Origin of the sequence: Sphingobium sp. CR2-8, from assembly GCF_035818615.1 — a bacterium.
Classification (GTDB): domain Bacteria; phylum Pseudomonadota; class Alphaproteobacteria; order Sphingomonadales; family Sphingomonadaceae; genus Sphingobium.
Window position 1 is genome coordinate 1,359,192 of sequence record NZ_JAYKZY010000002.1, and the last position, 14,026, is coordinate 1,373,217.

Here is a 14,026-nt window from a genome sequence, read left to right on the forward strand (position 1 = left end):
ATGGCCCGGGTGCATCCCAAAATGAAGAAGGCGCTGTCGGAAACGACAGCGCCTTCTTCATGGGCCGAATGACGAGGAGAAGGCGGCGCTACGTCATGCCGCCGATTGGCACGGTTCAGGCGGCGTATGTCGAACAGGAGGACACCGTCCCGCCCGCTCCGATGTCGTTGTTCGATCGTTCGCGCACACTGATCGCGGCAATGGCGGACATTTGCGGCGTCCCGAGAAAAGCCGACGATATCAACGGTCTGTAGGTATAATATACCTCTACGAAGATCATCTCATTGTCTTTCGACGCGGCGATCTTGCGGTTACTGGACACGACTATGCCGTCCGCACCGAGCAACGCGCCTTCCGTCGAGCTATAGGCGGATGATTTGACCAGCGCGCCCGTACAGCGTTGCCAGCGCAATTTCTGATTGGTGACGTTTCCGGCATCATTGACCACCGGCTGTATGCTGGACACGATGATGCGACCACGATTACGCAGGTCGATCTTGTCGCTGATGGTTTTCATGGCGGACAATATGTCGGTGACGGTGCCGTTATTGATGGATTCCTTCACGCGGCCAACGCTGTCGGCGCTCATGGTCGCGATATCGCCCAACTGCTGGGATGTGTAGGCCATGTTGGCTGCTTCTGCACCGCCCATCGTCAACGCGATCAAGACCGGCAGGCCCAACGCGAATTCGACCGCAGACACGCCCGATTGGTCTGCTATGGCTGATCGGACGCGGTTGCGGAACATGGCGCGCATGTGGCATGTCATGCTTTGCATTTCGGCACCACCGGGTCTTGCTTTTCATAGGGCTGGCGTTTCGTCAGAGTGTTGGCGGTCATGGTGACCGTGTCGCCCATTCCGATGATGCGCCAGATCGGCAATATGCGTTTATAGGTGACGGTCGTCTCGTAGCGCACAATGTCGTCGGCACCGCCGATGCTGCCCGCCTTGCCGCTGACCACGACGTTGCGCGCGCCGTTATCGTCGATATCTTCCCAGCAATCGCCGCTGTCGAGGACATTGTTTCCATTTGTGTCCTTTGTCAGCCGCTCCATGGTGTTGATATTGCTGTAGGCGTTGAAACTGCCCTTGGTCGTGTTGACGGTGGCATTGGGCGCGATGCGCTTGATCGTGGTTTCGATTTCGGTTTCCACTGCGGTGTTGTCGACCGTCTGAAGCGTGGCGAGCCGCGTCGCGCGCTCCATCGCGCCGAGCACGACCGAACGGACGTAGAGCTGATAGCCCATGTCGAGGCCGCCCAGGATGAGCAAGCACAACGGCAGCAATATCAGCGCAAATTCGGGGATGGACGCACCGCGCCGATCTTTGATCAACCGTCGGCGCCAGTTTGTGAAGCGCTTCATCGCGAAAGCCTCAACGAGCCAATATTTTCGCCGATATTGCGGAATACGGTATTCAATTGGTTGCTGCTGTCGGCCTTGTAAGCAAATTCGGGACTGGTCGAATTGGTAGATGAGGAGCAGTCGATCAGGTCGTCGCTCAGATCGGAACCAAGACTGAAAGATATTGTGTAGATCTTCACGCCCATATTCTTGATTGCGTTGCATGTCAGCAGCATGCGGGCGGTATGATTGGCATTGCTGCTGCTAATCGCGCCATTCGTGGTGACACGTTTCCAGACGGACTCTCGATTATATGCGCCATAGCCCGAGTTGCCCGTATCCATATTGCCATCCGTCATGAAGATCAGATAGCGGCTAACCGGAAAGGTATTGTAGGATGTGGGGTTGTTGCTGGCCCAATTACCACTGCGCGATAACAGGCGAGCAGCCCATAATAGTCCCAAGTCTAAATAGGTGCCGCCATTTGCTACAAATCCACGTTCTGCGGTAAAGTAATTATTGAAATCAGTTGCGTTCATTTGTTTGAATTCGCTCATCGCCTTCGGGCAGGCATATTGACCGACGGCAGCGTCCGGGTCAGCAACTAGCCATCTAGTCGCTGTTGACGACGGAATTGTATCATATAGCATGTCATAAGCAGTCGAAGGAATCGTGCTGGATGTGGAGGTTATATTGTTGCTGGTCGATTGCTCTTCCACACAACCATCCCATGTATTGTTCAACCAGTTGGAGTCATGATCTACCGGATAGCAATTGCCGCCGAACCAACTGCAGCTTCTGGGGATGTAGTATCCACTAGTATTAAACCATGTCGGTTGACGATCGTATAACTTGGTTCCTGCCGCATCAGTGCTAAAACCGGCATTGACCATCTGAGAAAATGGGACAATCGCCCATCGTACACGCTTACGTTTACTGGCATCGCTTAGGTTCATTTGGGATTCTATCGTCGCCATCTGGCTTTGCATTGTCGACAATGCGGTTCTTAAACCAGCCATGCGCGAACCGCCCGAATTTTCAACTATATACTCTAGCGACTTGCCGATCAAAGGAAGGTTGCTGACGACTTTGTTAGCATTGGCGTAGGTGCTGCACTCGCTCGTGTTCATGCTGGGCGTACATGCCATCGACCCGGTGGTATCCAACACCAGCATGATGTCGATGTTGGTATAGTCGTTGCGCGCGCTGCATGTCGCGGTGACGGAAATGCTGTTCTTGCCGAACAACTGCATAACTGCCGTTGGGACTGTGGCGGACAAAGAAAGATCTATCTGTTCGTTGGCGCCCAAGGTCGGATTGATGTCGGTTGCGACGAGGTTCGTGCCCAGATAGCCGGTCGGGAAGTTGAACGTCGTATATTTGCGCACTTCCGTCCGCACGGCATCGTCGATCACGCCCTTGGTCGCCATGACCTTTCGCCCGGCCAGGACGCCAGCGTCGCAGGCGTTCTGCAACCGGGTCTTGGCCAAATAGCCGCGACTCATATCGAGGCCGCCGCCGATCATTCCTGCCAGCGGGATCAGAGCAATCGCCATGATCGCGAGTGTGTTACCGGCCTGATTGCGCAGTAAAGTCGCCAGAAAGCTCAACGCCCGATACTTAATCTTGCCCATTTGCCCGCAATCACCCATGTCGCGCCCCATGTCCCCGTAATGGGACGGGCAGCCTTTTCGCCTATGCAGGCGCACTCGTTAGAATGTGTATGAGGAAGATGGTTAAAGCATCGATAACCCGCCTGATCCCCGTCATTGCAGGCTTTGTTCGATGATGGTGGCGGAAGATGCCATGCCGCCGTTGGCGCTGTTGCTGTCGGCGCATGCCGGGCCTGGCCAAGTCGAGCGGCATCGCGCGCTCTGGGCGTTCGATGCACGGCTGGCGCAGGTGGCGCGCACCACCAGCGAGCCGACGATCGGGCAGATGCGCCTTGCCTGGTGGAACGACGTCGTGGATGACGCCGCGGGCTTGAAAGGGCAGGGCGAGCCGGTGGTCGACGCCATGCGGGCGACGGGAGCGATCGGCGCGCCGGGTCTTTGCGCGATGATCGACGGCTGGGAAATATTGGTGGTCGAGCCGGAGATCGACGTGCAGGGGCTGCGCGACTATGCGGCCGGGCGCGGCGGCGGCTTGTTCCGGGCGCTGGCCGGTGTCGCGGATGTGCCCGCCTGGCTGGATGCAGCGGGGCAGGTATGGGCACTGTGGGATCTGGCGGGGCATGTCGGCGATCCGGCGCTGGCGCAGGCGGCGCTGGGTTTGGCGCGGGACGCGCTGGCGCAGGCGGAGGGCGCGGGGTGGACGCGGGCCTGGAAACCGTTGCGCATCGCCTTCACCCTGGCGCGGCAGGATGTGCTGGCGGGACGGGGCGCGCCGGTCGGGATGCCGCGCGCGCTGGCGCTGCGACTGTTGCGAATTGCGCTTGTCGGTCGCTAGGCTGGCGGGATAGGGTCTGGCGGCAAGACGAAGGGGGCAGGCATGGGGCGAATGCTGGCGGGGGGCATGGCGGCGCTGTTGCTGGTCGCGGGCGGGCTGTTCTGGTGGCAGGGACGGGCCGACACCGCGCCGGTGCCGCAACTGGCCTCCGCTCCACCGCCGCCGCCGCAGATCGAGCCGCTGCCGGAGGGCGACCCCAATGCCGTCGGCGATGCGCCGCCCATGCCCGGGGAAGCCAGCCCGCAGAGCCGGGAGCAGAAGCGCTTCGCCCGCTACGACCGCAACCGCGATGGCGTTATCACCCGGGTCGAGATGCTGGGCAGCCGGACCAGGGCGTTCAAGGCGCTAGACAAGGATGGCGACAACCTCCTGTCCTTCGAGGAATGGGCGGTGGCGACGGCCGATCGGTTCGGCGCGGCGGACGGCGACAAGGATGGCAAGCTGACCCCGGCCGAGTTCGCCGCGACTGCGCCCAAGCGGGCGGTGAAGGCGAAATGTAAATGTTGAAACGGGGATGGGGCGATCACGCCAGTTCCATTTCCCCCATCCACACGCCGAAGGACGCCCGCGCCCGCGCCGTATAGGCTTCCTTGCGCTGCTTTTTCTTGACCTCGTCCAGTGTCGGGAAAAGACCGAAATTGACGTTCATCGGCTGATAGTCGGCGCTCACCACATTGCCGGTCACATGGCCGAGCAGCGCGCCCAGCGCCGTGTCGGCGGGCGGCGGGGTCAGGTCGCGGCCCAGCAGTTCGGCGGCGGCGAAGCGCCCGGCGATCAGGCCGATCGCGGCGCTCTCCACATAGCCTTCGCAGCCGGTCATCTGTCCGGCGAAGCGGATATGCGGCGCGCTTTTGAGTTGCAAAGTCGGATCCAGCAATTTGGGCGACTGGATGAAGGTGTTGCGATGCAGCCCGCCCAGCCGCGCGAACTCGGCATTCTGGAGGCCGGGAATGGTGCGGAACAATTCGACCTGCGCGCCATGTTTCAGCTTGGTCTGGAAGCCGACCATGTTCCACAACGTGCCGCTGGCATTGTCCTGCCGCAACTGCACGACCGCATAGGGCCAGCGGCCGGTGCGCGGATTGTCGAGGCCCATCGGCTTCATCGGCCCGTGGCGCAGCGTTTCAGGCCCGCGTGACGCCATGACTTCGATCGGCATGCAGCCCTCGAAATAGGGGGTGCTGGCTTCCCATTCCTTGAACTCGGTCTTTTCGCCGTCCAGCAGCCCCTGGACGAAGGCCTGATATTGCTCCTTGTCCATCGGGCAGTTGATATAATCCTTCCCCTCGCCGCCGCCGGGGCCGATCTTGTCCCAGCGATTGGCCATCCAGCACTGGTCCATGTCGATGCTGTCATAGTGGATGACCGGCGCGATCGCATCGAAGAAGGCGAGATGCTCCATGCCTGCCGCCTGGCCGATGCTGGTCGCGAGCGCGGGCGCGGTCAGCGGGCCGGTGGCGACGATGGTCATGCCATCGGTCGGCAGCGTGTCGATCCGCTCGCGCACGATCTCCACATTAGGGTGATCGGCCAGCGCGCGGGTGACGGCGCCCGAAAAGACATGGCGATCGACCGCCAACGCGGAGCCGGCGGGCACCTTGGCCGGTTCGGCGCTTGCCATGATGAGCGAGTCCAGGCGGCGCATTTCCTGATGCAGCAGGCCCACGGCATTTTTGTCCGCATCGTCGGAGCGAAAGCTGTTCGAGCAGACGAGTTCGGCCAATCCCTCGGTCTGATGCGCCGGGGTCATGTCGCCCGCGCCCCGCATTTCCGACAGGCGCACGCGGATGCCCGCCTGCGCCAACTGCCACGCCGCTTCCGTTCCGGCGAGGCCGCCGCCGATGATATGGACCTGATGATGGGGCATGGATGTGTGACTTCGTGGCTATGTGGGACAAGGCTGATGATGCGGGCGTCCGTGGGACATATCGCCGCCTGGAGCAAGGGCTATAGCCGATGGGGTGGCAGTAGGACAGGCGGGGTGACGTGCTTTTGTCCAAAGGCGGCGGGGCAGGGCGAGATGCGAAAGCTGCGAAGTTCACACCGTCGCAGGGTCAGCATTTCCAGCAATGGTGATTGGCAAAACGCACTTCACAATAGGAGAATTTTTGCGAAATGCTGTTCGCTCGGGGTCGGCCGCAGGAGCCTGGCGTCTCACCCTACCGTTCGGTTGCCACCCTGTTCCACCGCAGACAGAGCGCTGGAACGAGCCAGTTCCAATATGGCTTCCGGTTCTTCGCCCCTGCTCGTCACGATCCCCGCCGATGCGGTGACGGTGCCGATCCATTCTCCCGTGCCGCGCAACCTCAGCCGCCGCGCCGCAAAAGCGGCCAGGGCTTCGTCTGTTTGAATACGGGCTGCCGTCGCTGCGATATCGGTCGCCACGATGAGAAACTCGTTCCCGTTCCAGCGGATCAAATCTTCCTTGGGGAATTCCTGTCGCAAAGTCGCGGCAAAGGCATTGAGCACGTTGTCGCCCACTTCGCGCCCGAATTTGGCGTTGATGCTGACCAGATCATCGATGACGAACATGATCAGCACATAGCTATGCCCTTCTCTCAACAGCGGTTCGAGTACCCGCCATGCGCCAGTCTGATTCAGCGCCCGGGTCAATTCGTCCTGGTCGACATCGGCGCGTGGTTGCCCAGGATTGTCGATTGCGTTGCGCAGCGTCATGAAGTCATCGCGCAATTCCGCAAGCTCGCGCTCCGCAGCGGACAGGCGGGTTACCAGATTGTCCGTATTGATCAGAGAGCGATCCGGCTGATTCACGATGATGCCGACGTCACGACCAAGCGCTTCGGTAAGGTCGTGCGCGTCTGAGGTTAATGTTCCCAACTCGTCCGCCTGTCGAGCGACGGTGCGTTCCCGCTTATCAAGCGCAAAGCCATGATTCTCGGACGAATGACGCTCCACGAGCGTCATCATGGCATTGGTCGTCAGTCGCAAGCCGTCCGATGTCAGATCGTCGACATCATGCGCCAGTTTGGATGCCGGATTCATGATATAGCGCAGGGCGAAATCATAATTGGCAGGGGACGGCTCGTGCTGGTGATGTTCCAGAAAATCCAGAGCGCTCCGTGCCTGCTGATAATAAGACATCATACCGCCTTCATTGACTCTGCTTTGCGCCCAATATTCATAGCGCCTTAGAAACGAACGGCGTGCCCGGTCAATGGTATCGGACGTGTAAAAGCGGGCGGTGGATGATGGATGGCACAGCGGAAGGCAGCGAGGCTAAACCGTCACCAACTGTCCCTCACCATAATAGGCCGTCTCGTCGAGTATCCCCTCGCGCTTCGCGACGATGACGCCGACCAGCACCTGGCCCGCGACGTTCACGGCCGTGCGGCCCATGTCGAGGATCGGGTCGATGGCGAGCAACAGTCCGACGCCCTCCAGCGGCAGGCCCAGTGTCGAGAGGGTCAGCGTCAGCATCACGATGGCGCCGGTCAGTCCGGCCGTCGCGGCCGACCCGATGACCGACACGAAGACGATCAGCGCATAGTCGATGAAATGCAGCGGAATGCCGTAGAAGCCCGCGACGAAGATCGCCGCCAGCGCGGGATAGATGGAGGCGCAGCCGTCCATCTTGGTGGTGGACGCCAGGGGAATGGCGAAGGCGGCATAGCCTTGCTCCACGCCCAGACGCTGGGTCACGGCTTCGGTAACGGGCAGGGTGCCGACCGAGGAGCGCGAGACGAAGCCAAGCTGGATCGCGGGCCAGGCCTTGGCGAAGAAGGGGCCGGGTTTCAGGCCATTGGCGATCAGCAGCGTCGGATAGACGACCAGCAGCACCAGCGCGAGGCCGAGATAGATGGCGGCGGTGAAGGTGCCGAGTTGCGCCAGCGCGCTCCAGCCATAGGTGGCGATCGCGGTGCCGATGAGGGCGGCCGAACCGATCGGGGTCAGGCGGATGACCCAGCCCAGGATGGCGCGCACGACCGCCAGCAGCGAGCGGACGAAGGAGAGGAAGGCGTCGGCCTTTTCCCCGACCTTCAAGGCAGCGAGGCCGACGGCGATCGAAATGACCAGCAGTTGCAGGATGTTGAAGCCGATGCTGGTGCTGGCCGATCCGTCCGTGACCTTGGTGCTGCCCGACAGCGCCAGGCTGTTGGCGGGCACCAGGCCTTTGAGGAAATCGAGCCAGCCGCCCATGCTGTCGCTCTTGCCCATGGGGAGGGCCGCGCCTTGCAGGCCCGTGCCGGGCTGGACGATGACGCCGATGGTGATGCCGATGGCGACGGCGATCAGCGCGGTGATGGCGAACCAGAGCAAGGTCTGCCCGGCCAGCCGCGCCGCATTGTCGAGCGCGCGCAGGTTGGCGATCGACGCGACGATGGCGGCGAAGACGAGCGGCGGCACGATCGCCTTCAACAGCGAGACGAAGATCGACCCGACCGTTTTGAGCGTGGTCGCCAGCCAGTTGAGGTCGCCGTCCGGCCCTGCGCCGATCTGGCGTGCGACAAGGCCCAGCAACAGGCCCACGACCATGCCGGCCAATACCTGAAATCCGAAACTGCGATAGTTGATGGCCATGGGCTTCATTCCTGTGGGGCGTGCCGCTACGCCATATGGGAACTGACGATCCGATTGCGCGCAAGCAATTCTTTAGGGGGATGCAACGCGGATAAGGTGGTCCTCTTTCCACGGCTTTGCCTGTTCGACGCATTGGCGCGCATAATCCACTATGCCACAGAAGCAGGCAAGGTTCATCAGGGAGTGCGGATTGATGCAGCGGCGGCATTATGGATGGGGGATGATCGCGGCGATGCTGGCTCTGCCGCATGGCGCGATGGCCGCGGCCGACGCGGGGGTGGCGAAGGAAATCCTGATGCGCTCGGTCGCGTTCCGTACGGTCGAGGGAGCGGGGCAGGTGCCGGGACTTGCGGCCTATTATGCCGGGGTGCTCAAAGCCGCAGGCTTCGCCGATGCGGATGTCGTCGTCACGTCGATCGGCGAGACGGCAATGTTGACCGCGACGCTCAAGGGCAGCGATGCGGCGCTCAAACCCCTGTTGATGATCGGGCATATGGATGTGGTGGCGGCGAACCGTGCCGACTGGACCCGCGATCCCTTCGTGCCGGTAGAGGAGGGCGGCTATATTTTCGGCCGGGGCGCGGAGGATAATAAATATGATGTCGCGATGATGGTCGCGACCATGGCGCGGTGGCGCAAGGCGGGCTGGAAACCCCGCCGAACCGTCATCCTGGCTCTGTCGGGGGACGAGGAAACCGCGATGGCGACGACCAAGGCGCTGGCCGGGCGCTACAAGGACGCGGCGCTGGTGCTGAACGGCGATAGCGGCGGCGGGCTGCTGAATGACGAAGGGGAGCCGGTTCTCTACCAGGTGCAGGCGGGCGAGAAGACCTATGCCGATTTCGAGATCGGCTTTACCGACCCCGGCGGCCATTCGAGCGCGCCGACGCCGGGCAATCCCATCTATCGGCTGGCGAAGGCGATCGACGCGATCGCGGCCTATCAGTTTCCCCCGATGCGCAACGACCTGACGAAAGCGTCGCTTTTGCTGTCCGGCGACCGGATCGGCGGGGAGGTGGGGCAGGCGATGCGGCACTATGCGGAAACGGGCGACGGGGCGGCGGCGGCATTGCTGTCGTCGCGGCCGGAGTTTGTGGGGCAGGTGCGCACGACCTGCGTCGCGACCATGGCGCAGGCGGGCCATGCCTTGAACGCCCTGCCGCAAAGCGCGAAGGTGCAGGTGAATTGCCGCATCTTTCCCGGTGTCGCAATCGATGACGTCAAGGCGGAACTGACCAGGATCGTGGCGGACCCGGATGCGACCGTGACGACATTGGGCGATCCGCTGGCAAGCGACGCCTCCCCCTTGCGCGCCGACGTGATGAAGGCAGTGCGCGACGCGGTGACGGCGCGGGCGCCGGGGATCGCTGTGATGCCGGGCATGTCGGCAGGGGCCACCGACAGCGTCTATTTCCGGGCGCTGGGGGTGCCGAGCTACGGCGTGTCCAGCCTGTTCATGAAGGCGGGGGACGGGTTCGCCCATGGGCTGGACGAGCGGGTGCCGGTGGCGGGCATCGCGCAATCGCTGGAGCAATGGGACCGGGTGGTAAGGGCCTTGGCGAAGTAGGGCCTGTCCCTGAACCCGTTCGGTTCGAGCCTGTCGAGAATTGTTCTCGACGGACGTTTCTCGACTTTGCTCGAAGCTGCTCGAACCGAACGGCTGTCAGGAGGAAGGGGGATTAACCCCTGGCCGCGATCCCGTTCGCGGCGGACAGCACGGCCTGGACCGAAGCCGTCGCCACGTCCGCGTCGGTGCCCACGCCAAAGACGGTGCGGCCATCAGGCGTGCGGCATTCAACATAGGCGGCGGCGTTCACGTCGCTGCCCGCGCCGATCGCATGTTCGCTATAGTCGGCGATCTCCAGCTGCACGCCGAATTCGTCGCGCAGCGCGGCCAGTACCGAGGAGAGCAGGCCGTTGCCGCGCCCGGAGATCGAGCGCTCCGCGCCGTCATGGACGATCTTGCCGGTGAAGATGCGGTCGCCCGCGACGCCGCTCTCATGATAGTCGACCAGGCTATAGGCCTGCTCGCCCCTCAGGCGGTAATGGTCCTGGAAGGCGCTCCAGATATCGGCGGCGTTGAGTTCGCGGCTGCTTTCGTCGGCAAAGGCCTGCACCACCTTGGAAAATTCTGCCTGCATCCGCTTGGGCATCTTGTAGCCCTTGTCCTGTTGCAACACCCAGGCGACGCCACCCTTGCCCGATTGCGAATTGACGCGGATCACCGCTTCATAGTCGCGGCCCAGATCCTTGGGATCGATCGGCAGATAGGGCACGTCCCAGATCAGGTCGTTGCGCGCTTCCTGTGCGGCGAAGCCCTTCTTGATCGCGTCCTGATGGCTGCCGGAGAAGGCCGTGAACACCAGTTCCCCGGCATAGGGATGGCGCGGGTGGACGGGCAGCTGGTTGCAATATTCGACGGTCTGGATGACTTCGTCGATGTCGCTGAAGTCCAGCAGCGGGTTGATGCCCTGCGTGTACATGTTGAGCGCCACGGTCACCAGATCGCAATTGCCGGTCCGTTCGCCATTGCCGAACAGGCAGCCTTCGACGCGGTCCGCGCCCGCCATCAGGCCCAGCTCGGCCGCCGCGACGCCGGTGCCCCGGTCATTATGCGGATGCAGCGAGATGACGACGCTGTCGCGCTTGGAAATGTTGCGGCACATCCATTCGATCTGGTCGGCATAGATGTTGGGCGTGGCGCATTCGACCGTCGCGGGCAGGTTCAGGATCAGCGGCCGGTCGGGCGTGGGCTGGAGGATATCCATCACCGCCTCGCAACATTCCAGGCTGAAATCCAGCTCGGCCGTGGAGAAGGTTTCGGGCGAATATTCGAAATGCCAGTCGGTGTCGGGCTGGGCCGCCGCATTGTCGCGCAGCAGCTTGGCGGCGTTGACGGCGATCTCCTTGATCTCCGGGCGGCTCATCTGGAACACGATGTTGCGCCAGGCGGGCGACACGGCGTTGTAGACATGGACGATCGCCCTGGGCGCGCCGCGCAGCGATTCGAAGGTGGTGGCGATCAGGTCGGCGCGCGCCTGCGTCAGCACCTGGACGATCACGTCGTCGGGGATCGCGCCGTCGCGGACGAGGCCTGAAATGAAGTCGAACTCGGTCGCGCCTGCGGCCGGGAAACCGATCTCGATTTCCTTGACGCCGACCTTAAGGAGCAGGTCGAAGAAGCGGCGCTTCTTTTCCGCATTCATGGGATCGATCAGCGACTGGTTGCCGTCGCGCATGTCGGTCGACAGCCAGCGCGGTGGCGCGGTGATGACCTGGGCAGGCCATTGGCGATTGGGCAGGTCCACCTGCGGAAAGGCGCGGTATTTCTGGGAAGGATCGGTCAGCATCATGGGATCAAACTACTTCTTGGCGGTCGAAAAGCGCAGGCGCTTTTCGATATACGACTTGACTATGATGAATGCCCTTAGGCGGATCGACGCTGCCCTTAGCCGGACGGCAGCACAAAAGCCACGCCTAAGGGCGTGTAAGTCGTAGCAGGGTAAGAAGCGTGACGCGCTGCATGATGGAACGGGCCTTAACGCAAAACGGGGCCGACATGCAAGTCGGCCCCGTTCTTTGATGCAATATGTCGTGCGGTCGGCTTACTGCTTTTCGAAACCGGCGATGATCTTGAGTTCGATCGCATCGCCCACGACGGGCACGCCATAGCCCATGCCGAATTCGCTGCGCTTGATCGTGCCGGTGGCGACGAAGCCGACATTTTCCTTCTTGCTCATCGGCTGCACGCCCGCGCCGTAAAATTCGGCGTCCAGCGTGACCGGCTTGGTCACGCCCTTGATGGTCAGGTTGCCGGTGATGGCCGCACCGCTGGCGCCTTCCGGCTTCACGCTGGTGGACACGAAGGTCGCGGTCGGGAATTTGGCGGCGTCGAAGAAGTCGGGCTTCATCAGATGCTCGTCCAGCTTCGCCACGCCGGTGCGCAGATTGGCGATGGTGAAGGTGACCGATACCTTCGATGCGGCGGGGTTCGCCTTGTCCAGGGTCAGCGTGCCGGTCGGCTCGGCGATCGTGCCCGCATTATTGGTGAAGCCCATATGGTCCCAGGCGAAGACGACCTGGGTATGGCCGCCATCGACCTTGTAGGTGCCGCCGGTGACTTTCGCGATGTCCTTCGTGCCGGGTGCGCTGGTGGGCATCTGGGCGACGACGACGGTGCCGCCAGCGATCGCGATGAGGGCGGCGGCGGGGATGAGAAACTTCTTCATAGGACAGACTCTCCGTAAAACGCTCAAGGGGCGCAGCTTGAATAAGCTACGCCCCTCGATTGCGCCAGAGCCGTAAGCGGAAACGGATCGTTCCCGCTAAAGCCCCTCTCTCAAACTACTATCGCATATGAAACGCATAGCTTATCCCACGTCGTCGTGCCGAACTTGTTTCAGCATCCATTTTTCGTCACAGACGGCGGCTTTTGGGGCGCGATGGATCCTGAAACACGTTCAGGATGACGTTGAAGAGATAGTAAAAAATCAAATGCGATTGCCCTTCTTTTTCAAGGAAGGGGTGAAGAAGGGTCAGTTCTTTTCCTGATCCACCAGCTTGTTGGCGCCGATCCAGGGCATCATGGCGCGCAGCTTGGCGCCGGTTTCCTCGATCGGATGACGCTTGGCGGCGATGCGGCTGGCCTTGAGCTCCGGCTGACCGGCGCGGTTGTCGAGGACGAAGTCCTTGACGAAGCGGCCCGACTGGATGTCGGCCAATACGCGCTTCATTTCTTTCTTCGTTTCTTCGGTGATGATGCGCGGGCCGGTCTTGATATCGCCATATTCGGCGGTGTTGCTGATCGAATAGCGCATGTTGGCGATGCCGCCTTCATACATCAGGTCGACGATCAGCTTGAGTTCGTGCAAGCATTCGAAATAGGCCATTTCCGGCGCATAGCCGGCTTCGACCAGCGTTTCGAAACCGGCCTGGACCAGCGCGGTCGCGCCGCCGCACAGCACGGCCTGTTCGCCGAACAGGTCGGTTTCGCATTCCTCGCGGAAGTTGGTTTCGATGATGCCGCTGCGGCCGCCGCCAACGCCCGACGCATAGGACAGGGCGATGTCATGCGCGTTGCCGGTCGCGTCCTGATGGATCGCGATCAGGCAGGGCACGCCGCCGCCCTTCACATATTCGCCGCGCACGGTGTGGCCCGGACCCTTGGGCGCGATCATGATGACGTCCACGTCCTTGCGGGTTTCGATCAGGCCGAAATGGACGTTCAGGCCATGGGCGAAGGCCAGCGCCGCGCCGGGGCGCAGATTGGCGTGGATGTCGTCGGCATAGATGGCGGCCTGATGCTCGTCGGGCGCCAGGATCATGAGCACGTCGGCCCATGCGGCGGCTTCGGCGTTCGGCAGCACCTTGAAGCCTGCGCCCTCGGCCTTCTTGGCGGACGGCGAACCGGCGCGGAGCGCAATGGCGACTTCGGCGACGCCGCTGTCGCGCAGGTTCTGCGCATGGGCGTGACCCTGCGAACCGTAACCCAGAATGGCGACCTTCTTGCCCTTGATCAGGCCGATGTCTGCGTCGTGATCGTAATAAACCTTCATGAGTGTTTTTCCTCGAACCGTCCAATAGCTCCCTCCCCCGGAGAGGGGGGAGGATACGAAATCTCGGGCCGGCGGAGCCGGTCCTAGATGAAGTTGGAGAGGGGTCGAGTGGCACAACGCCCCCTCACCTAGCTGCGACT

12 protein-coding genes are annotated in these 14,026 nt (G+C 62.0%); 3 read left to right on the forward strand and 9 right to left on the reverse strand.

All coding sequences use genetic code 11. From position 1 onward, the window contains the following. Positions 1-115: 115 nt before the first annotated feature. Genes U5A82_RS10535 through U5A82_RS10545 form a run of 3 tightly spaced genes read right to left on the reverse strand, consistent with a single transcriptional unit; the run spans position 116 to position 3,008 of the window. Positions 116-757 (reverse strand): TadE/TadG family type IV pilus assembly protein, encoded by a 642-nt coding sequence (locus U5A82_RS10535; protein WP_326290704.1) that lies wholly within the window; start codon positions 755-757, stop codon positions 116-118. An 8-nt stretch (positions 758-765) separates the two neighbouring features. Further along, positions 766-1,365, reverse strand: coding sequence for a TadE/TadG family type IV pilus assembly protein (locus tag U5A82_RS10540; protein ID WP_326290705.1), 600 nt, complete (start codon positions 1,363-1,365; stop codon positions 766-768). Further along, positions 1,362-3,008: a TadE/TadG family type IV pilus assembly protein gene (locus tag U5A82_RS10545; RefSeq protein ID WP_326290708.1), complete on the reverse strand. Its 1,647-nt coding sequence runs from the start codon at positions 3,006-3,008 to the stop codon at positions 1,362-1,364. The genes U5A82_RS10540 and U5A82_RS10545 overlap by 4 nt, the downstream gene beginning before the upstream one ends. Positions 3,009-3,129: 121 nt before the next feature. Here U5A82_RS10545 and U5A82_RS10550 point away from each other — a divergent pair, with 121 nt between their 5' ends. Continuing rightward, a complete protein-coding gene (locus U5A82_RS10550) occupies positions 3,130-3,792 on the forward strand; it encodes a squalene/phytoene synthase family protein (protein WP_326290709.1) in 663 nt (220 codons plus the stop codon). Positions 3,793-3,834: 42 nt separating this feature from the next. After that, complete coding sequence (locus tag U5A82_RS10555; protein ID WP_326290711.1) at positions 3,835-4,299, forward strand: EF-hand domain-containing protein; 465 nt, start codon at positions 3,835-3,837, stop codon at positions 4,297-4,299. A gap of 16 nt (positions 4,300-4,315) precedes the next feature. Here U5A82_RS10555 and trmFO read toward each other — a convergent pair whose 3' ends face one another. The 3 genes from trmFO to U5A82_RS10570 all read right to left on the reverse strand — a co-directional run bounded on the left by trmFO (position 4,316) and on the right by U5A82_RS10570 (position 8,331). Next, entirely contained in the window at positions 4,316-5,659 is a 1,344-nt protein-coding gene (trmFO, locus tag U5A82_RS10560; RefSeq protein WP_326290713.1) for a methylenetetrahydrofolate--tRNA-(uracil(54)-C(5))-methyltransferase (FADH(2)-oxidizing) TrmFO, read from the reverse strand. 287 nt (positions 5,660-5,946) lie between these two features. Continuing rightward, positions 5,947-6,720 carry a GGDEF domain-containing protein gene (locus tag U5A82_RS10565; RefSeq protein ID WP_326290714.1) on the reverse strand — a complete coding sequence of 258 codons (774 nt, stop codon included), beginning with the start codon at positions 6,718-6,720 and terminating at the stop codon, positions 5,947-5,949. A 309-nt stretch (positions 6,721-7,029) separates the two neighbouring features. Further along, complete coding sequence (locus tag U5A82_RS10570; RefSeq protein ID WP_326290716.1) at positions 7,030-8,331, reverse strand: dicarboxylate/amino acid:cation symporter; 1,302 nt, start codon at positions 8,329-8,331, stop codon at positions 7,030-7,032. Positions 8,332-8,524: 193 nt separating this feature from the next. Here U5A82_RS10570 and U5A82_RS10575 point away from each other — a divergent pair, with 193 nt between their 5' ends. After that, positions 8,525-9,898 carry a M20/M25/M40 family metallo-hydrolase gene (locus tag U5A82_RS10575; protein WP_326290718.1) on the forward strand — a complete coding sequence of 458 codons (1,374 nt, stop codon included), beginning with the start codon at positions 8,525-8,527 and terminating at the stop codon, positions 9,896-9,898. A 112-nt stretch (positions 9,899-10,010) separates the two neighbouring features. Here the strand turns inward: U5A82_RS10575 and leuA are convergent, their stop codons facing one another. From leuA to ilvC, 3 genes are all read right to left on the reverse strand, one after another. Then, entirely contained in the window at positions 10,011-11,684 is a 1,674-nt protein-coding gene (gene leuA / locus U5A82_RS10580) for a 2-isopropylmalate synthase (protein ID WP_326290719.1), read from the reverse strand. A gap of 252 nt (positions 11,685-11,936) precedes the next feature. Next, positions 11,937-12,560, reverse strand: coding sequence for a YceI family protein (locus U5A82_RS10585; protein WP_326290721.1), 624 nt, complete (start codon positions 12,558-12,560; stop codon positions 11,937-11,939). 306 nt (positions 12,561-12,866) lie between these two features. Next, on the reverse strand, positions 12,867-13,886 hold the full coding sequence (ilvC, locus tag U5A82_RS10590) for a ketol-acid reductoisomerase (protein ID WP_326290723.1): 1,020 nt from the start codon (positions 13,884-13,886) through the stop codon (positions 12,867-12,869). Positions 13,887-14,026 lie beyond the last annotated feature (140 nt).

Bases quoted from the DNA above. Each gene is read 5' to 3' on its own strand.
- ilvC (WP_326290723.1), bottom strand. From the start codon at position 13,886: ATGAAGGTTTATTACGATCACGACGCAGACATCGGCCTGATCAAGGGC.
- leuA (WP_326290719.1), bottom strand. From the start codon at position 11,684: ATGATGCTGACCGATCCTTCCCAGAAATACCGCGCCTTTCCGCAGGTG.
- U5A82_RS10540 (WP_326290705.1), bottom strand. From the start codon at position 1,365: ATGAAGCGCTTCACAAACTGGCGCCGACGGTTGATCAAAGATCGGCGC.
- U5A82_RS10585 (WP_326290721.1), bottom strand. From the start codon at position 12,560: ATGAAGAAGTTTCTCATCCCCGCCGCCGCCCTCATCGCGATCGCTGGC.
- U5A82_RS10565 (WP_326290714.1), bottom strand. From the start codon at position 6,720: ATGATGACGCTCGTGGAGCGTCATTCGTCCGAGAATCATGGCTTTGCG.
- U5A82_RS10555 (WP_326290711.1), top strand. From the start codon at position 3,835: ATGGGGCGAATGCTGGCGGGGGGCATGGCGGCGCTGTTGCTGGTCGCG.
- trmFO (WP_326290713.1), bottom strand. From the start codon at position 5,659: ATGCCCCATCATCAGGTCCATATCATCGGCGGCGGCCTCGCCGGAACG.
- U5A82_RS10570 (WP_326290716.1), bottom strand. From the start codon at position 8,331: ATGGCCATCAACTATCGCAGTTTCGGATTTCAGGTATTGGCCGGCATG.
- U5A82_RS10535 (WP_326290704.1), bottom strand. From the start codon at position 757: ATGCGCGCCATGTTCCGCAACCGCGTCCGATCAGCCATAGCAGACCAA.
- U5A82_RS10550 (WP_326290709.1), top strand. From the start codon at position 3,130: ATGATGGTGGCGGAAGATGCCATGCCGCCGTTGGCGCTGTTGCTGTCG.
- U5A82_RS10575 (WP_326290718.1), top strand. From the start codon at position 8,525: ATGCAGCGGCGGCATTATGGATGGGGGATGATCGCGGCGATGCTGGCT.
- U5A82_RS10545 (WP_326290708.1), bottom strand. From the start codon at position 3,008: ATGGGGCGCGACATGGGTGATTGCGGGCAAATGGGCAAGATTAAGTAT.